This is a genomic window from Anaerococcus murdochii (genome assembly GCF_019957155.1).
GTDB classification, from domain to species: domain Bacteria; phylum Bacillota; class Clostridia; order Tissierellales; family Peptoniphilaceae; genus Anaerococcus; species Anaerococcus murdochii.
The window spans coordinates 55,202-73,880 of record NZ_JAIPME010000002.1; the positions used below are offsets into that span (position 1 = coordinate 55,202).

Genomic DNA, 18,679 nt, shown 5'->3' on the forward strand with positions numbered 1-18,679 from the left:
ATGAGAAACTTTCATAAAAAAATCGAAGAATTTAAAAATAAATATCCACTCGACAAGGACCTAGAAGACAGGATTCCCAATCCCAAATTTTTATACATGGGAAATACCATCTTGGAAGAGGCAATTGCAGCCATCCTTGCCGGCAAAAATATACTTTTGGTTGGAGATAAGTCCACAGGAAAAAACGTCCTTGCAGAAAATTTGGCCTATCTTTTTGCCAGACCTATGTGGAATATTTCTTTCCATGTAAGCGTTGATGCCTCAAGCCTAATTGGCGATGACACATTAAAATCGGGATCTGTTACCTTTAGGGAAGGACCAATTTCTCTTGCCAGTCGATATGGTGGTTTTGCTGTTCTAGATGAAATAAATATGGCAAAAAACGAAGCCATGGCCGTCCTCCACTCTGTCCTTGACTACAGGAGAAGGATTGATGTACCTGGCTACAAACTAATTAACGTCCACCCTGCCACCCGCTTTATAGGGACTATGAACTACGGCTACGAGGGCACTCGTGACCTAAACGAAGCCCTTTTATCTAGGTTTGCCATTATCAAAATGCCAAGGATTTTAGATAATGATTTAAAATACCTTATAAAAACCCATCACCCAGACCTTAAGGAAGCTTATATAAACGACCTTGCAAACTTTTTTCACGACCTAAAAGACAAGGCATCAGCTCACGAGATTTCCGACTCTGCCCCAGATTTAAGGGGGATTTTTGACGGACTCGACCTAATCAAGGAAGGCCTAGAATTTAAGGAAGCAATGAGACTTTGTCTGGTAAATAAGATTTTCGATGACTATGAGGCCGACCTCGTTGAAGACTTACTAAAAGCTCGCTTCCCAGAAAACATCTACCAAAAAGACATGACAAATGACTAGGGATCAAGACCAAATTAATGAAAATAGAATATATAACCTCCAATGGGCAGGGGCATCTAATTACGACTTTGAAAATTTTATCATAGGAGAAAATATTGACGGCAATCCCGATTTTTACCTCAATTTGATAATTGGCCTATCTATAAAATATCTGGGCCAAGAAGAAATTCAAAATCTTTTTGATGCCTGGGCCTATAACCCAAGACGTGATAGGTACGACCTCGCCTTAATCTATATCCTAGAAGACTTTGCCTACAATAAAGAAATCGAGCAAAGACCAGTTTTAGAGTCTTTAAGAAGGACCTATGCCCAAAAATTCCTTGACGACAAGTACGACCTCCAAAGGAGAAACCTTGCCCTTAGGCAAAATCAAATTTACAGGCTAGAAGTTCTTAGAATGAAGGAAATTTTAGGAGAAAATCCTGGGAAAGTTTCCAAAAAAGATTCAGCACTTTATAAAAATCTTAAATTGCCAGATGATACTGACAGGTCAAATTTAGAAAAAAGAGTCATAGATCTTTTTAAATCCTACCTAGGATATAGTGAAAATAATATCCTGAAAAATTTACCATCCTTAAATCTTTCTCTCTTTGAAAGTGCAGGCATGGTTAGCCTTGAAAGGTCAAATATGCCAGCAAACTTTGCTGGTAAAGCTCAAAAATCGAGAGGTCTTGGAACTTTCATCCTTGATTTTAAAATCAAAAAAAGAAAAGAAAGCCTAGCTTACATAGAAAAAACCTTTGGCAAAGGACTTTTTGATGAAAAAATTAGGCTGGGAATTGAAAGAGATCTCTGCACTGGCGGTCACAAAAAATCTAGACTTTTTTATACTAGGGGTATTTCAGAAAATGATAGGGACCTTGACCAAGATCTTAATAAAAAGGCTATCCAAAGGCATCTCTTAAAATTTAAGGAAAATAAATCCGCCTACACAAGGGCCATTGCAGTCTTATCCAAAGAGATAAAGCTTAAATTAAATCTCACTTCATCTTTTGATGAAGACATTTCTCAAAGAGGAAAACTCGTCTCCCACCTTGCCTACAAGGCCGAAATTACCGACAGAGCAAGGATTTTTAAGAAGAAAAACTTGGTGACCGACCCATCAATGAAGGTAGACCTTTTAGTTGACGGATCAGCCTCCCTCCTTGATAAGGAATCAGAAGTCGCTATCGAAGCCTATATCCTGGCCAAATCTCTTGAAAACAACTCTATCTTAGTTAGGGTGATTTCCTTTCAAACAGTGGGCGATTTTACAATCCTAACCATCCTCAAAGACTACGACGAAAAGGCCGAAATCAAGAAAATTTTTCGTTTTAAGGCCATGGGCTGGAACAGGGACGGGCTTGTATTTCGTGCCTATAGGGCGATTTTGGATAAAAATATCAAAGACACCCTATCCATAATCCTCACAGATGCCAATCCCCAAGACCTAAAGCCTCTAATTACTGACGGTTTTAAATTTAATAGGCCCTACCAAGACCAGGTTGGCCTTGAAGATGCCAAGAAAAACCTCAATATCCTCAGGAAAAAAGGCCTGAAAATTGCTGCTATCATAAGTGGCGACCATGTTGAAAATGCCAGGGAAATTTACAGATCAAACTTCATAAAAATCGACAAGGCAAGCGCCATAGCTAATGCCTGCGGGAAATTTATAAAAAAACAAATATCGTCCATAGACAAATAAGCTGGGAAAGAAAAAAACTAAGCAGATAAAAAAATTATCTAACTTAGCACTTATAATTTCCCAGCTTTTAAAATTTTAATTTTTTCTTTCAAAACAGCTTCCTTACTATTGTGGGTAATTTTCAATCGTGATATAATAATGATATAGATTATCAATTTCAAAGGAGCTTTTATGATCAAAATTGAAAACTTATATAAAAGTTACGGTCAAGGCCAAGCAAAGGTTGAAGTCTTGAAAAATATTGACCTTGACATAGAAAAAGGCAAAATCATCTGCATTTTAGGACCTTCTGGATCTGGCAAGTCCACCCTACTTAATATTATCGGAGGTATTGAATCTATCGATTCTGGCGAGGTCCATGTTTTAGGAGAAGACCTTGCTAAGATGAGCAAAAAAGCCTTAGAAAACTATAGACGAGAAAAATTAGGTTTTGTATTTCAGTTTTACAATCTAATTAGTGACCTTAATGTCTTTGAAAATATAGAAGTCGGAAAGTATCTGGCAAAAAATCCCCTAGATATAAATAAACTTGTGGAAGATTTGGGAATAAAAGACCAGGTTAATAAATTTCCTAATGAAATATCTGGCGGTCAGGCTCAGAGAACCTCAATTGCTAGGGCCCTTATAAAAAGACCAGAAATCCTTATTTGTGACGAACCAACAGGTGCTCTTGATTACGAAAGTGCCAAGGAAGTCCTTGACTTGCTTGAAAAAATGAACCAGGACTATGGTTCAACAATCCTTATTGCCAGCCACAACATACAAATAAGCAAGATGTGTGACTATATCCTAAACCTACACGATGGCAAGGTAAAATCATACATAAAAAACGAAAGAAAAATTTTAGCAAAGGAAGTAACTTGGTAATGAAAAACCCAATTTATAAGAGAGCTTACAGGCAAGTTTACTTTCATCCTTCCAGGGTCTTGCCGATTTTCCTCGCTCTTTGTTTCATAATTATTTTTTCTTCATCATTTTTTATAGCCCAAGATTCTACAAAAAAACTCTACTACGACCTAATTGACCAGGGCAAGGTTGAAGATGGAAATTTTACCTGCCTAGATAAATTAGATGACAATGTAAAGAAAGACTTAGAAGATAAGAAGATAAGCCTGTACGAGAATTTTTATGTAAAAGCAAAGGCTGGCGGCAATAAAACCCTAAGAGTATTTGAAAATAGGGACGAAATCAATCTTCCATCAATCCTAGAAGGAAGACTTGCTAAGACCAAGGGCGAAATCGCTATTTCTGCAAACTACGCCAGAGCCAATAGCCTAAAAATCGGAGATTTGCTTAGCCTAGAAGGAAAAGATTATAAGATTGTTGGTCTCATCGCCCTTCCAGACTACTCTACCCTCCTAAAAAACAACAGTGACCTTGTCATGGATCCAGGATTTTTTGGGGTGGGGCTTGTGGCAAAAGGTAAGTTAAAAGATATTTCAGACCAAATCACCTACCAATATTCCTATAAAGACAAGGAAGATTTGTCAAAGTCTAAGGCAAGAGAAAAGCAAAAGGACTTATTAAAAATCATAAACCAGAAAAATATGGTCACTGATTCAATCTTAAAGTATGACAACCAATGCATGAGGTATTTTATAGAAGATATGGGTGGTGACGTGCCAATGATGACAGCCCTTATGGTAGTCTTAGTCCTTGCTATCGCCTTTATCAGCGCCATCCAAGTCAAAAGCCTGATTGAAGAAGAGGCACCAATTATCGGCACCCTCCTCGCTTCAGGTTACAAAAAAAGTGAACTAAGAAAATCCTATATGGTCATGCCTATCTTTATCACTTTGCTTGCCTGTCTTATCGGCAATATCATTTCCTACACCTATGCCTACAAGACCTACACAAGCCTTTACTACAAGTCCTACGACCTACCAAAATTCGTAGTTTCCTTTAATCTAAGGTCTTTCATCCTCACAAGCCTAATACCTCTTGTGATATATTTAATAATAAACTTCCTTGTTATAAATAAGGCTCTTAATTACAAAACCATTGATTTTTTAAGAAATACCTTAAAAACTCCAAAATCAAGGAAGAGGATAAACTTATCTAGTTTTAAATTTTTAAATAAATTCAGACTTAGGGTTATCTTTGCCAACAGGGCAAATATAATCAGCTTAATTTTTGGAATAGGTCTTGCCAATATTCTTTTGATTTATTCCCTAGGAGTAAAGCCAATTTTTACAGACTATGCACAAAAAGTTAAAGATTCGATGAAATATGACCACACCTATATAGTAAAAGCTCCAGACCCTAAAATCAATGCTGATAAAATTACTATGATGAATTTTGAATTAGTAGATTTCAATAACAAAAAAATCCAGTGCCTAGGAGTAGATGCCGATTCAAAATATAAGGATTTAAACATTGAAGATTTGTATAATAATGATGTTATAGTTTCAAATGGTCTTGCCAAGGTTTATAAATTAAAAGCAGGCGATGAGATTAATGCCCTAGAAAATTTCAATTATAGCGAGGTTAAGCTAAAGATAAAATCAATAGATAAAACTAACAACCAGTTTCAAATCCTCGGCAAAAGGGAAAATATAAATAAAATTCTGGATCAAAATAAGGAATATTTCAATGCCTACGGATCTAACCACAAAGAAGATATTGACAAAAATCTCCTAGTAAACGAAATTGACAAGGAAGAGATGAATAAGTTTATGGCTCATTTCCTAGATTCCTTTGGTGGAGTCTTCGATAGTCTTTTGCTAGTAACCCTCGCCTTTTACCTCATCATTTCCTATTTGGTAACCAGCCTAATCATAGATAAGTCAAAGACAAATATTTCCTATCTAAAGGTATTTGGACTAAGGGATGGGGAAAGTACAGCGATTTATACTAGTCCTATCTTGCTAATCCTATTAGCCTTTGAAATCATAATGATTCCTGCCTTGGACTTTCTTATTAAGTTAATGACAAGATTTGCCATCACAAAATTAGATGCCTATGTAGAAATTAGTATTCCACTTACAAGTTTTCTTGGGGCCATTGGCTTAAGTTTAGGGATTTTTATCATAGTCCAAATATTGGAAAAGAGAAAAATTTCAAAAATAGATATGGTCAAGGAATTAAAAATTATAAATGGATAAAAAAAGCTGTTGGAAGAAGCAAAAACTTCTCTCCAACAGTTTTTTTCTTAGAACAAGCCATCAAATAGGCTCATTTGATTTTCTTCTTGGATTCCTTCTATGATTCCCAAATCTTTTAGGCTCTTTAACGCGTTTTTATTGACCGAAGTCCTTGATGTGAGGTCCTCAATCGAGATGAAATCTCCCTTGGCCCTTTCCGCAACAATATCTTTTGCCATAGCTTCGCTGACATCATCAACTGCAGCGAGAGGTGGGAGAATTTCCCCATCCTTGATCAAAAACTTGGTCGCATCAGATTCGTATATATCAGCCTTCCTGATTTTTATTTCTCTGGCGTGCATCTCTTCTGCAACTTCAAAGACAGTTCTCAAATCCTGATCTCTCTTGCTTATGTTAAACATTTCCTTGTAGGCGTTTAAGGCCATCTGGACAGATTCAAGACCAGATAGAATTGTAGAATAGGTGAAGTCCCCAAGTTTGCTTGAGAAATATGAGGCGTAGAAGGCTTCAGGATAGTAAACCTTGTAGTAGGCAATCCTGTAGGACATCAAACAATAGGCAACAGCGTGGGCCTTTGGGAAAAGATAGGCAATCTTAAGGCAAGAATCTATATACCAATCCTTAACCCCATTTTCCCTCATGTATTCAATCTCTTCTTCGCTTAAGCCCTTGCCCTTACGAACTTTTTCCATAATCATAAAGGACTTTTTCTTATCAAGGCCTTCCTGGATAAGGGCATTCATAATGTCATCCCTAGTTGAAATAATCTCATTAAAGCCAGCTGTATTTGACTTGATTATATCCTGGGCGTTGTTTAGCCAAACGTTGGTTCCGTGAGAAAGTCCAGAAATCCTAGCCATTTCAGAAAACTTCTTAGGATAGGTATCCTTAAGCATGCCACGGACAAAGTTTGTTCCAAATTCTGGGATTCCGAGGGTACCTATATCATTATTTGAAAAATCGTGCTTGATTTTTAGCGGCTCTGTAGATGAGAAAATCTTCATTACATCTTGGTCATCCATCTTTATCTTTAGAGGATCTGTCCCTGTCAAGTCTTGGAGATTTCTGATTACAGAAGGCACATCGTGACCCAAAAGGTCAAGCTTAAGTAAGGTTTCTTCCATAACCCTGTATGGGAAATGGGTGGTCCTATTGCCACTTGCTGGGTCATCTGCCGGATATTGGATTGGGCAAATATCAAAAACTTCTATATCGTTAGGCACAACTATAAGTCCGCCTGGGTGCTGGCCTGTTGACCTTTTTACTTCACTAAGACCTCTTTGTAGCTTTCTAATTTGAGCGTTTGTGAGGTCTAGGTTGTTTTCTTCCATGTATTTTTTGATATAACCAAAGGCTGTGTTATCCTTGATTGTACCGATGGTTCCTGCCCTAAATACCTTGCCTTCTCCGAAGAGTTCCTCAGTGTATTTATGAATAGTAGGTTGGTATTCACCAGCAAAGTTTAAATCTATATCAGGTTCTTTGTCACCTTCAAATCCCAAAAATACTTCAAATGGTATATTATGGCCATCCTTGTGCATTGGTGTCCCGCATTCTGGACAATCTTTGTCTGGATAATCTATACCTGAACCTAACAAATCCTCTTCAAAAAATTCCGAATGTTTACAAGATGGGCAAACATAGTGAGGTGAAAGTGGGTTAACTTCAGTAATGTCAGCCATGGTCGCCGCAAAGGAAGAACCTACAGAACCCCTAGAACCTACTAAATAACCATCTTCGTTGGATTTTTTTACAAGTTTTTGGGCAATGATATATAAAACTGCATAGCCATTTGAAATAATCGAATGTAGCTCCCTATCGAGCCTGTCTTGGACAATTTTTGGAAGAGGATCACCGTAAATTTCGTGGGCCTTTTTGAAACAAGTTTCCCTGAGCATTTCCTCTGAACCTTCGATTTTTGGTGGGAAGGTCCCATGAGGAATCGGCCTAATATCTTCAAGAGTCGCCACAATTTTCTTTGGATTTCTAATAACAAGCTCGTAGGCCTTTGAATCGCCGAGATAGGCAAAATCTTTTAGCATCTCATCTGTGGTCCTCAAATAGTAAAGCGGTCTGTTTTCCTTGTAGAAAAAGAAAGAACCTTTTTTAAGGACGTTTCTTAGTTTGTAATCGCCAGGTTCAAGGTATCTAACACCACCTGTTGCTGCGACTAATTTATTATTAGCTTCCCCAAAGTCAATTATCTTTTGGTTTATCTCCTTGACTTGGGCAAGAGAGTCGATTTTTCCGGACTCAACCTTGTCTAAGAACATAGAAACTGGCTCTACTTGATAAAAGTCAAAGGTATCGAGAACTCTTTTTATATCCCTGTCATTTCTTTCATTTAGAAGATATTCAAAGAGCATTCCTTCCGCACCACCAGCTCCGAGAACAAGGCCTTCTCTATATTTTTCAAGGACTGATAGAGGCGTTCTTGCTTCGCCATTTGCTATGTGATTCATCCTAGATTCTGAAACTAGCTTGTAAAGATTCTTTAGCCCTGTCTTATCCTTGGCAAAAGCTAGAGCTGAAAAAGTCTGGTGTTTAGCCTTTGGATAAACTGTATTAAGACTATTAATCTTTGAAATATCAAGGCCTTCTTCTTCCATAATCATCTTATACATCTTGATGAAAATTTGGGCAGTAGCCCTTGCATCATCGCTTGCCCTGTGGTGGTTAAAGGCTGGTATATCAAGCTTTCTTGCGATTTTATCTAGGGAAAATTTTCCCATATCATCAAAAAGAGCACGGGCCATTGGGAGGGTATCTAGGTAAATTGGATCAAATTTCAAACCCAATCTCTTAGCATTTTCTCTAATAAAACCAACGTCGAAGTCAGTATTTTGGCCAACTAAAAGACTATCGCCACAAAAATCTAGAAATCCTGGCAAAACCTCGTCGATTTTTGGCTTATCAGCAAGCATGGCGTCTGTGATTCCTGTTATCTCAACGATTTTTTCAGGCAAAATTCTTTCCGGGTTTATTAATTGGTTATAAGTTTCAGTTATTTCTCCATTTTCCACCCTCACAGCACCGATTTCTGTGATGGCGTCCCTGTATTTTAAAAGCCCTGTAGTTTCTATATCGAAGACCACAAAAGACCCATCTTCAAGATTTTTGAAATTTGGTAAATCTTTGTCAGAAAGATTGGTCAATATCCTCAAATCATCTTCCACAAGGAGGAGTTCCACCCCATTTAAGACCCTGATTCCGTTTTTCTTGTAGGAATCATAAACGTAAGGCAAAACTTGGAGGTTTTCTGTATCGGTGATACCAATTGTATCCCAGCCCCATTCCTTAAGGACTTTTAGCAAAACTCCATCGTCCACAAAACCATCTAGGTTTGTATATTTTGAGTGAAGCTCGAGTTCAAATCTCTTATCTGCCGCCAAGTCTACTTTCTTTGAAATCAAGGCATTTGTTATAGAATTAACTGTAAAGACATCTTCCTTAGCATAGTCATCGAAGTTTAAAACTCCCTCAACTTGGACATCCATACCATCCTTAAGATCTTCAAGTTTAAAATTATTTTTCTTATTGGCAAAAAGTTTGCAGGAAATTGCATCAGTTTTATCTTCCAAATCGAAGGTATAAATAAAATAACCAGATTTTGTTTCAAGGCAACTAAGGCCGTAAATAGTCCCAATTAGAGAATTTGTCATGCCCTTTTTATCATAAATATCTTCGATTTGTATAGGGTCAGACTTGATTTTTCTGCCAAAATTTAGGCCGTCAGTATTTTTCTTGGCCTCTTCCTTTTCCTTTTGCTTGTTTTGATAGTTTAAAGCCTGGGCAATTTGCCTTTGAAGTTGGGCTTCCTTGGCCCTTTTTAAATCGTCAAAAGATGAAGATTTATCTATTTGTTGGCTTTCTTCGATTTTAGAAGATTCCTCATCTTTAAGACTTTCATCATCCCCGGAATCTTCGTCTTCGTCTTCTAATTCTCTTTCTTCAAGGTCTTGGTCAAGTTCTTCTTCATCGCAATCTCTATTTTCAAAGCTATTTTCTATGGAGACTGGGCTTTCTTCCTTAAGTTCCGCTTCTTCTTTTAAAAGCTCATCTTGATTTACACTGTCTTCTTCAAAAGGATTTTCGTTTAAATTTTCATCAATATCTATGATTTCATCTTCATCTTGCCCAAAATTTCCCTTAGCTGAATGATAAGCTGAATTTTCTATTGGCCTAGACTCTGGAATATTCTCATCCCTAAAAACTATATCATTTAAATCATCAGGCACATCTTCGTATTCGACTTCGCCCTCATATTCTGGGATATAATCGTCAAAGTCTTTTACAATAATTTTTTCATAGGAAATCTTAAGGTCAACAAAATCAAAATATTCCCTCAAATCCTCTTCGAGAGCAGAATCCAAAGGATTTTCTGATTTTATTTTGATCTCAAGGAGGTTTTCCTTTTGGTAATAAATCGCGCTAATTATAGTATATAAATTTTCTTTAACTTTTATTAATTTAGCCAGGTCAATTTGCATTTTTCTCTTCTTTTAAAACTTCAATTAGGGTATCAACTATCTCTTCTTCTTTTACCTTCTTAACAGTCTTACCATTTTTAAACAAAAAGCCCATGCCATTAGCTGCAGAAATCCCATAGTCTGCCTCTTTTGATTCGCCAGGCCCATTTACAGGACAACCCATGATGGCAACCTTGGCATTGACATCAAGGCCTTTTGATTTTTCCTCAACCTCTCCAACTATCCTTGGAAGATCAACTGTTGTCCTAGAACAAGTCGGACAAGAAACTATATCAAGACCATCTCGTCTAAGGCCAAGAGCCTTAAGTATTGCCTTTCCAGCCCTCACTTCCTCGACAATATCACCAGTGATAGAAACTCTCAAAGTATCACCAATCCCGTCCTTAAGAAGGGAGCCGATTCCTATTGAGGACTTGACAAGGGCTTGGTAAAGTGGGCCTGCTTCTGTCACTCCCAAATGCAAAGGATAATCTACCTTAGATGACAAAAGCCTATAGGCATCAATCATGGTATTTACATCAGAAGACTTTACAGAAATTTTTATGTCGTAAAAGTCCATATCTTCAAGTATTTTCACCTCTTCTATGGCACTTGCCACAAGAGAATCCTTATTAACTCCACCAAATCGATCAACTATCTCTCTTGAAACAGATCCAGAATTAACCCCAATCCTTATTGGAATTTGCCTTTTTTTGCATTCTTCAACAAGAAGGGCTACCTTATCCTTGCCGCCAATGTTCCCTGGATTATATCTCAAACAGTCACAGCCATTTTCTACTGCAGCAAGAGCTAATTTATAGTCAAATTGAATGTCAGCCACAAAAGGGATATTTGTAAGGCTTTTTATCTTAGGAATAGCCTTGGCATCCTCGATTGTATTTACTGCCGACCTTGAAATATCACAACCTTCAGCCTCTAAAGCTTTAATTTGTTTAACTACAGCTTCCACATCTGAAGTCTTCGCAGTTGTCATTGATTGGATAGAAATAGGAGAGCCGCCACCAACAGCAACATCTCCTACAAAAATTTTTCGTGTTTCTTTACGCATATTTCCCTTCTTATCTAAATAAATTTACTATATCTTTTATAGAAACCACCAAGATTAGACCTAGTAATATAAAAAATCCAACCATGGTAATTTTTTCTTCAAGTTTTTTATTAATTTTTTTGCCAGTAATAATTTCAATTCCACTTGTCAAAAGCTTTGACCCATCAAGGGCAGGTATTGGCAAGAGATTAAAAACTGCAAGGTTTACTGAGATATAAGCCAAAAAGTAAAGCAAATTTGCAAGACCATTTTGGGCTTGGTTTCCTAATTCCTTAAGAACTCCAACAGGACCTGAAAGAGCTCCAAAGGCAAGTTTGCCAGTAAAAAGCCTGCCTAAGATTGTAAAAATCATCTTGACATTGCGACCTGTTTCCTTAAAACCAAGGCCAATAGCCTCAAAAAATCCAGGTGTACGTCTAGCAGGGATTATTCCAATATAGGTATTTTCTCCATCCACCTTTGGCTTAAAGGCAAAATCAAGATCTTTACCATTTCTTTTTGCAAGAACTGTGATTTCCTTATCAAAATCCTTATCCTTATAAAAATCATTTACGACCTTAGAAATGTCATTAAAATCATCAATGACTTGGTCGTTGATTTTTAAAATCTCATCACCTTTTTCAATTCCAGCAGCCTTGGCTGGGGAATCTTCGATAAAGTCAGAAACTTCTGTTGTCACAACTCCGCCGATTACTCCAACTATTGTAAATACAAGGACTGCTATAATTAAGTTTGCCACAGGTCCTGCAAGGATTGTCAAAAATCTCTTAGAGGCAGGGGCATTATCAAAGGACCTTGGATCAGATGATTCGTCATCTTCGCCCTCCATAGCACAATAACCACCAATAGGAATTGCCCTAAAGGAATAGGTAGTTTCCCCCTTTTCCATTGAATAAATAAGGGGACCCATGCCCACAGCAAACTCATTTACCTTTATTCCCGATTTTTTAGCCACAATAAAATGGCCAAATTCGTGAAAAACAATCAGTAGCAAAAATAAAACTACCGCTAAAACTATTCTCATTTATTCTCCTTAAACCCTAGAAAAAAGATAAAGAACAGGGGCAATAAACATGATAGAATCAAACCTATCAAGGATGCCACCGTGGCCTGGTATCAAATTACCAAAATCTTTAATTCCAGTTTGTCTTTTGATATAAGATGCGATGAGATCCCCAATTTGAGACATAATCGCAGCTATAATTGTAAAAATAACTATCTCCCTGATATAATTATCAAGGCCAAATTCGTGGCAATAGACAATATTTAAAATTGTCGCCCCAACAATACCTCCAATAGAACCTTCTATGGTCTTATTTGGGCTTATGTGGGCCATCCACTCCATCTTGTGCTTGCCAAAAAGGCTACCAATGATATAAGCAAAGGTGTCTGATCCCCAAGCAGTAATATAAAGCATCCATACGTAGGAAACATTTTTTATCCTAAGAATATGGGAAATCAGAAATGACACGTAAAGCATGACAAAAGCCGCAGCAAAGCCATCATATAGACTGTAATGCCCAGTCAAAATAATATACATAAATAAATATAAAACCGAAACCACAATTGATGCTATATAAATATCAGAATTATTTATAAAAGCTGCTGCCATGATAATTCCATTGATGAAATATAGGCACTTCATAGGCAAATGTAGGTCAATCTTCTTTAAAGCCTTATCCATCTCATGAAGGGCAATATAAGAAAAAGCCGCCACACCAAGGGCAAGAGGAATCCTACCTAAATAGGTGATTAATATTAAAAGTGTCAAAATAACTATGCCACCAAAGGCCCTATTTAAAAGTTTAATCATAAGCCACCATATCTTCTGTCTCTTTTGGTGAAAGCAAGGATTGCTTCCCTTAGGTCATCTTCTGTAAAATCCGGCCACAAAACATCTGTAAAATATAGTTCTGTATAGGCAAGCTGGTAGATTAGGAAATTTGAAAGTCTTATTTCCCCACCAGGTCTGATTAATAAGTCTGGGTCAGGAAGACCTGCCGTATATAAATTTTCAGAAATTAATTCTTCTGTAATCTCGTCTGGCACGTAGCCTTTTTCCATAATTTCCTTAAAGGCATGAACAATTTCATCCCTACCCCCGTAATTAAGGGCAATATTTATAACAAGCGACTTGTTATCTTTTGTCTTATCAAGGGCAAGATCACAAGCGTCTTTTGTCTTAGCCGGAAGTTTTGAAATATCTCCCAAAAAATTTATCTTACAATCCTCAGCCATTAATTGTTCTAGCTTAGAATTTACAAATTTAATAAGTAAATCCATCAAAAAACCAACCTCAGTAGCTGGTCTCTTCCAATTTTCTGTGGAAAATGCATAAAGAGTCAAGGTCTTAACCCCAAACTTCTTGCAAGACTTGGCTATCCTAATCACATTTTCCGCACCTTCCTTATGGCCAAAGGTCCTAGGCCTATTTTGTTTTTTTGCCCACCTACCATTGCCATCAAGGATAATCGCAATGTGGTCAGGTATTTTTAATTCAGTCATAATCCCTCTCTATATCCTAACCACTATACCCAAAATCCCTGATTTTTTCTATAAAAAACTAGACTTATAACCAGGCTTTAGATTTTAATTTCCATTTAAAATCGCTAACTTAAATTGTTCACAGCAAAAAAGCGATATTTTAAATATACCGCTTATTTTAATTTATTTACTTTGACCTTCTAGTTCTATTACTTTCTTCACACACCCATCATTAGAAGGGATTTGAGATTGGTCTTTTCTTGGGATTTCTATGTCTGGAATTGTGTAGGTTGATTCTTCCATTGATTCTGTTTCCCTAAGGCCTAATTCGTGGGAAAATCTTAGGATATATTTTGTATTAGGAAGTTTTACCATGGCCGGTGTGGTCCCAATCCCATCGCCACCTGTCTTTTCCCCTATGATTGTGCCTAAGTCATTGTCCCTAAAAAAGTGGGCTGCAATTTGGCCTGATGAATAGACATCCTCATCGATTAAAAGATAGAGATTGCCATTAAATTTATAGTCATCGCCAAATTCACCAGGATTTTCAAGACCTGGATTAAAGATGATGTGGGTGTAGTTTTTTCTAATATCATCCATCATATTCTTATCTTTTTTAAGGAAAGGAATATTTTCTTCCAAGTATTTAAAATCCGAATCCTTGATTTTCTTTATAGAATCCCTCAACTCTGGATACTGGGGATCATATTTAAAGACCTCATCTGACCTAAATAAAATATATTCGTGGGTATCTTTAAAATCCTTTTTGCCCAAAATCATCGGATAGAGATAGAAATTTGTGTAGGCAGAATTGCCCCCACCATTGCCTCTGAGGTCAATAATTAAGGCTTTTTTATTTTTTGATTTTTTTAGATAAGTCTTTAGAAGGTCTAAATCTTCTTCAAAATCAGGAGTTCCTGGGTCAATCATTGCCCTGATTTTTAAGTAGGCTATATCATTATTTATATCTTGGGTTATCAAATTTTTGGTAGCTGCCCTAGATTCTTTAAAAATTTTATTTATGATTTCATTACTAGAAATTTTTGTACCAAATAAATAATTTATCAAATCAACATTTACCAGACCTTTTTCTTCCTTATTTGAAAGGACAAAGGTCTCTTTCATATCATAAGACTCATTATTATCAAGAAGATTGGTGTGACCATCGCCCAAATCTTCTAAAATCCTATTCATCTTATCAAAAAATTCTTTATCGGTCTTTAGATTTTTGATTTCTTTCTTATAATTTTCTCGATTTTTCAAAAAATCATAGGTCCCATTCCTATAAAAAAGGGCATAATATTTTTCTAAAGTATCAAAAGCGTAGTCAAAGTCATTTTCAAAAGAACTTCGGTTTTCGGAATAATATTTTGGATCAATTTCGTAGTCAAAATGACTATTATCCTGTCTAAATAAATAGGACATCGAAAGACCAATTATTAAAGAAACCACAAGACCTAAAAATATTTTCAATTTTTTCATAATTCACCTTCAATAATCAAGGGCGGATAAAATTTCTTCGAAGGAGGTTTCTCCTTCTAATACTTGGACTAGGCCGTTTACTATCATCGGTCTAAAGCTGTCTTTGTTTAGTTTTTCGTCTATTTTTTCACTTTCTAGACCGTAAATTCTAAGTATATCCTTAAATTCATTATCTATTGGCATTACTTCTTCTACTGCCTGACGGCCCTTGTAGCCTCCGTTGCAATGTGGACATCCTACTGGGCGGTAGATTAGAGCTTCCCTGTCCACGTCTATGTAGGTTGACATTAGTTCATATTCAGAATCTGTCATGACGTCTGCTTTTTTGCAGTCGCAAAGTTTTCTCACTAGCCTTTGGCCGGCAAGGAGGTTTACAGCTGACCTTATGAGATAATCTTCCACTCCTAAATCCTTTAGCCTAATTAGGCCCGCAAAGGCATTTCGGGTGTGAGCAGTAGAAAGAATCAAGTGGCCTGTAATTGCCGCTCTAATTGCTATTTCTGCTGTTTCCTTATCTCTAATTTCACCAATCATTATTATATCTGGGTCTTGTCGTAGGATAGATTTTAAGATTACTGGATAGGTTAGGCCGATTTTTTCGTTGATTGAAATCTGATTTATATTTTCAATCTTGTATTCGACCGGGTCTTCGATTGTGATTATATTGACATCTTCCCTATTGAGTTTTTCTAAAAGTGCATATAGAGAAGTTGTCTTTCCTGATCCTGTCGGGCCAGTCATCAAAATTATGCCAGATTTTTTCCTGATGGCTTTGGTAAGTTTGTCCTTGCTGTCATCAGAAAAACCCAAAAGCCTTGCCTTTTCCATAAAAATATCTACAGAAAGAATCCTTATTACGATTTTTTCGCCGAGGATTGTAGGCACAGACGATACCCTAAAGTCAATTCCAGGAAAAACCTCATATTGCATAGACCTATCTTGGGGCATTCTTTTTTGGGAAATATCCATTCCACAGGAAAGTTTGATTTTTGAAGATAACATATCAAAATATTCCCTGCGAATTTTCATAATATCAACAAGAGACCCGTCTATCCTTAGCCTAATTTTTCCAAAATCTTCCTCAGGTTGGAGGTGGATGTCAGATGCATAAAGGCCGACAGCTTCTCCTATTAAATTTTCTATAAAGCCGTCAATATCAACAGCAATTTGCCTTTGATCAAGCATTATACACTCCAATATTTATCGTCAAGTGACCTGTACCTCACAGCTTCCAAAAGATGTTTGCTTGTAATTTCCTCACTTGCCTCAAGGTCAGCAATGGTCCTTGCCATCTTTAGGATTTTGTTATAACTCCTTACAGAAAAGTTGTATTTATTAAAAGCCATCTGGCCGATTTTCTCTACTTCTGGACTTAATTTTATATATTTTTTCATCTGCCTAGTTGAAAGTAAGGCATTGGTCTTGATTTTTTCGTCCTTGTATCTTGCCGCTTGGATTTCTCTCGCCCTTACCACTTCGCTTTTCAGTTCCGCTGATGATTTTGACTTGGTATCGTCATTCAAATCGTCATATTTTACTGGTTTTATCTCTATGTGGATATCAATCCTGTCTAAAATTGGTGAAGAAATCTTGTTTAGATACCTTCTAATTTCATTTATCGAACAAGTACATTCCTTAAGAGGATTGCCGTAATTGCCACATGGACAAGGGTTCATGGCCGCAATCAAAATAAAATCTGAAGGATATTTGACACTGGCCTGGGCACGGGCCACATTTATTTCCTTATTTTCAAGAGGCTCTCTCAAGGCCTCGATGACATTTTTTTGGTATTCTGGAAATTCATCCAAAAATAATACTCCCCTGTGGGCAAGGGTTATCTCACCAGGTTTTGGCACAGAATGCCCACCACCGATGAGGGCAACCTGGCTTGATGAGTGGTGTGGAGCCCTAAAAGGCCTTGCACTTACCAAGTGGCCACTATCAAGAAGACCCATTATAGAATAAATTTTTGTTACTTCTACTCTTTCCTCAAAACTCATATCTGGGAGGATGGTTGGCAAGTGTTTGGCAGAAAAAGTCTTGCCAGATCCAGGAGGGCCCACCATTAGCAAATTATGGCCACCAGCCGCTGCAATTTGAAGGGCACGCTTGAGATTTTCCTGGCCCTTTAGGTCTTTGAAATCCAAATCATAAGAAATTTCTTCCTTCAAAAGGGCTGGATTTATCTTATAAAAATCCTTTTTCAAGTCCCCATTCAAAAAGGCAACAACATCGTTTAGTTTATTGAAGGGGTAGACCTCAATGTCGGAAATAATAGCACATTCTTCCTTGTTTTCTTCTGAAATGATAAATTTCCTAAAGCCTTGTTCACGCATGGAAATTACCATAGCAAGGGCACCTCTTATTGGCAAAATCCTTCCATCTAGGGAAAGTTCTCCCAAAAATATGTAGTCATCGTAGGCCCTATCTATAACCCCCATAGAGCTTAGAAGAGAAATTGCAATTGGCAAATCTAGCTGAGTGCCCTCTTTTTTTAGGTCGGCTGGAGAAAGATTGATAGTAATCCTTCCTGCAGGAAATTTATAGGATGAATTTACAAGGGCCACCCTCACCCTATCCTTAGATTCTTTTATAGATGAATCAGGTAGACCAACTATATTAAAGGCAGGCATCCCTGATGTGATATCGCTTTCAACTTCCACTAATTTGCCCTCAAGGCCAATTAGGGAGGTGGTATTAGTTTTAGAATACATAAGTCCTCACTTTCTTATAATAATTATAACATAAAATAAAAATTCTGGCTTTATGGGCAAAATAAAACTCCCACCGCTGGGGTGGGAGAAAGGAGAAAAACACCTTGAATAATATAAGGGTGTCGTATGTTAACTTTATCTGGTTGGAACAATTAGGCCGTAGTCGCCTTTTTTCCTCTTATATACAACCCTAACTTCCATGTCTTCTGCGTCTTGGAATACAAAGAAGTTGTGGTTTAACAATTCCATTTGTAGGATAGCCTCTTCTGCACTCATAGGTTTAACCGGAATAGTTTTTTCTCTGGCTATCTTGATTTCTTCTTCTTTTTCATCAGCTTTTGCTTCAGAATCGAAGGCTTCAAACTTGATACTATCGCCAGTTTGTCTGTCTCTTTGGAGTCTGGTCTTATGCTTTCTAATTTGTCTAACAAGAGCATCTATAACCCTGTCGATAGCATTCTCATAAGTTTCTTCGTAGGCTTCAGCCCTCAAGATTGTGCCACCATCTAAAAACATAGTAGCTTCAAGCTCGTAGCCTATGCCCTCCTTAGCAAACTTAAGGTCCATACTTTCTTCATCATGGAAATACTTATCTAACCTATCAAATTTCTTTTCAGATTCTCTTACAATGTCATCTGTCAATGTGAAATTTTTAGCTTTGATATTTAGTTTCATAATTCCCTCCTATATTTAGTTAGCAGGCTGCTAACTTTTATATTATTTATATACCCAAAAACCTTTTCCCTAATCTTAATTAATAAAAAATTTATTTCTATGATATAATAAAA

Annotated in this window: 13 protein-coding genes; 4 read left to right on the forward strand and 9 right to left on the reverse strand. The window is 37.0% G+C overall.

Annotation, left to right across the window (positions count from 1 at the left end; translation table 11 throughout):
• The 4 genes from K8P03_RS00740 (at position 1) to K8P03_RS00755 (ending at position 5,673) form a co-directional block, all read left to right on the forward strand.
• The gene (locus tag K8P03_RS00740) at positions 1 to 885 is read left to right on the forward strand and encodes an AAA family ATPase (RefSeq protein ID WP_223417610.1); all 885 of its coding nucleotides are present in this window, start codon (positions 1 to 3) and stop codon (positions 883 to 885) included.
• Positions 878 to 2,569, forward strand: coding sequence for a vWA domain-containing protein (locus K8P03_RS00745; RefSeq protein WP_223417611.1), 1,692 nt, complete (start codon positions 878 to 880; stop codon positions 2,567 to 2,569). Before K8P03_RS00740 ends, K8P03_RS00745 begins: the two co-directional genes overlap by 8 nt.
• Before the next feature lie 171 nt (positions 2,570 to 2,740).
• Entirely contained in the window at positions 2,741 to 3,436 is a 696-nt protein-coding gene (locus K8P03_RS00750) for an ABC transporter ATP-binding protein (protein WP_223417612.1), read from the forward strand.
• Complete coding sequence (locus K8P03_RS00755) at positions 3,436 to 5,673, forward strand: ABC transporter permease (protein ID WP_223417613.1); 2,238 nt, start codon at positions 3,436 to 3,438, stop codon at positions 5,671 to 5,673. Before K8P03_RS00750 ends, K8P03_RS00755 begins: the two co-directional genes overlap by 1 nt.
• Positions 5,674 to 5,720: 47 nt before the next feature.
• Here K8P03_RS00755 and K8P03_RS00760 read toward each other — a convergent pair whose 3' ends face one another.
• The 9 genes from K8P03_RS00760 to hpf all read right to left on the reverse strand — a co-directional run bounded on the left by K8P03_RS00760 (position 5,721) and on the right by hpf (position 18,566).
• On the reverse strand, positions 5,721 to 10,163 hold the full coding sequence (locus K8P03_RS00760) for a PolC-type DNA polymerase III (protein ID WP_223417615.1): 4,443 nt from the start codon (positions 10,161 to 10,163) through the stop codon (positions 5,721 to 5,723).
• Complete coding sequence (gene ispG, locus K8P03_RS00765; protein ID WP_223417616.1) at positions 10,153 to 11,211, reverse strand: flavodoxin-dependent (E)-4-hydroxy-3-methylbut-2-enyl-diphosphate synthase; 1,059 nt, start codon at positions 11,209 to 11,211, stop codon at positions 10,153 to 10,155. The genes K8P03_RS00760 and ispG overlap by 11 nt, the downstream gene beginning before the upstream one ends.
• 10 nt (positions 11,212 to 11,221) lie before the next feature.
• A complete protein-coding gene (gene rseP, locus K8P03_RS00770) occupies positions 11,222 to 12,235 on the reverse strand; it encodes an RIP metalloprotease RseP (RefSeq protein WP_223417617.1) in 1,014 nt (337 codons plus the stop codon).
• A gap of 9 nt (positions 12,236 to 12,244) precedes the next feature.
• Positions 12,245 to 13,024 (reverse strand): phosphatidate cytidylyltransferase, encoded by a 780-nt coding sequence (locus K8P03_RS00775; RefSeq protein ID WP_223417618.1) that lies wholly within the window; start codon positions 13,022 to 13,024, stop codon positions 12,245 to 12,247.
• Positions 13,021 to 13,716, reverse strand: a complete 696-nt coding sequence (locus K8P03_RS00780) for an isoprenyl transferase (RefSeq protein ID WP_223417620.1) — start codon at positions 13,714 to 13,716, stop codon at positions 13,021 to 13,023. Before K8P03_RS00780 ends, K8P03_RS00775 begins: the two co-directional genes overlap by 4 nt.
• 162 nt (positions 13,717 to 13,878) lie before the next feature.
• Positions 13,879 to 15,177 carry a S41 family peptidase gene (locus tag K8P03_RS00785; protein ID WP_223417622.1) on the reverse strand — a complete coding sequence of 433 codons (1,299 nt, stop codon included), beginning with the start codon at positions 15,175 to 15,177 and terminating at the stop codon, positions 13,879 to 13,881.
• 9 nt (positions 15,178 to 15,186) lie between these two features.
• Complete coding sequence (locus K8P03_RS00790; protein ID WP_223417623.1) at positions 15,187 to 16,362, reverse strand: GspE/PulE family protein; 1,176 nt, start codon at positions 16,360 to 16,362, stop codon at positions 15,187 to 15,189.
• The gene (locus K8P03_RS00795) at positions 16,362 to 17,891 is read right to left on the reverse strand and encodes a YifB family Mg chelatase-like AAA ATPase (RefSeq protein WP_223417624.1); all 1,530 of its coding nucleotides are present in this window, start codon (positions 17,889 to 17,891) and stop codon (positions 16,362 to 16,364) included. The genes K8P03_RS00790 and K8P03_RS00795 overlap by 1 nt, the downstream gene beginning before the upstream one ends.
• 135 nt (positions 17,892 to 18,026) lie before the next feature.
• Positions 18,027 to 18,566, reverse strand: coding sequence for a ribosome hibernation-promoting factor, HPF/YfiA family (hpf, locus tag K8P03_RS00800; RefSeq protein ID WP_223417625.1), 540 nt, complete (start codon positions 18,564 to 18,566; stop codon positions 18,027 to 18,029).
• Between the last annotated feature and the right edge of the window lie 113 nt (positions 18,567 to 18,679).

Coding starts and splice junctions, on each gene's coding strand:
- K8P03_RS00795 (WP_223417624.1), bottom strand. CDS start 17,891: ATGTATTCTAAAACTAATACCACCTCCCTAATTGGCCTTGAGGGCAAA.
- ispG (WP_223417616.1), bottom strand. CDS start 11,211: ATGCGTAAAGAAACACGAAAAATTTTTGTAGGAGATGTTGCTGTTGGT.
- K8P03_RS00750 (WP_223417612.1), top strand. CDS start 2,741: ATGATCAAAATTGAAAACTTATATAAAAGTTACGGTCAAGGCCAAGCA.
- K8P03_RS00780 (WP_223417620.1), bottom strand. CDS start 13,716: ATGACTGAATTAAAAATACCTGACCACATTGCGATTATCCTTGATGGC.
- K8P03_RS00785 (WP_223417622.1), bottom strand. CDS start 15,177: ATGAAAAAATTGAAAATATTTTTAGGTCTTGTGGTTTCTTTAATAATT.
- K8P03_RS00775 (WP_223417618.1), bottom strand. CDS start 13,024: ATGATTAAACTTTTAAATAGGGCCTTTGGTGGCATAGTTATTTTGACA.
- K8P03_RS00760 (WP_223417615.1), bottom strand. CDS start 10,163: ATGCAAATTGACCTGGCTAAATTAATAAAAGTTAAAGAAAATTTATAT.
- hpf (WP_223417625.1), bottom strand. CDS start 18,566: ATGAAACTAAATATCAAAGCTAAAAATTTCACATTGACAGATGACATT.
- K8P03_RS00755 (WP_223417613.1), top strand. CDS start 3,436: ATGAAAAACCCAATTTATAAGAGAGCTTACAGGCAAGTTTACTTTCAT.
- rseP (WP_223417617.1), bottom strand. CDS start 12,235: ATGAGAATAGTTTTAGCGGTAGTTTTATTTTTGCTACTGATTGTTTTT.
- K8P03_RS00740 (WP_223417610.1), top strand. CDS start 1: ATGAGAAACTTTCATAAAAAAATCGAAGAATTTAAAAATAAATATCCA.
- K8P03_RS00790 (WP_223417623.1), bottom strand. CDS start 16,362: ATGCTTGATCAAAGGCAAATTGCTGTTGATATTGACGGCTTTATAGAA.
- K8P03_RS00745 (WP_223417611.1), top strand. CDS start 878: ATGACTAGGGATCAAGACCAAATTAATGAAAATAGAATATATAACCTC.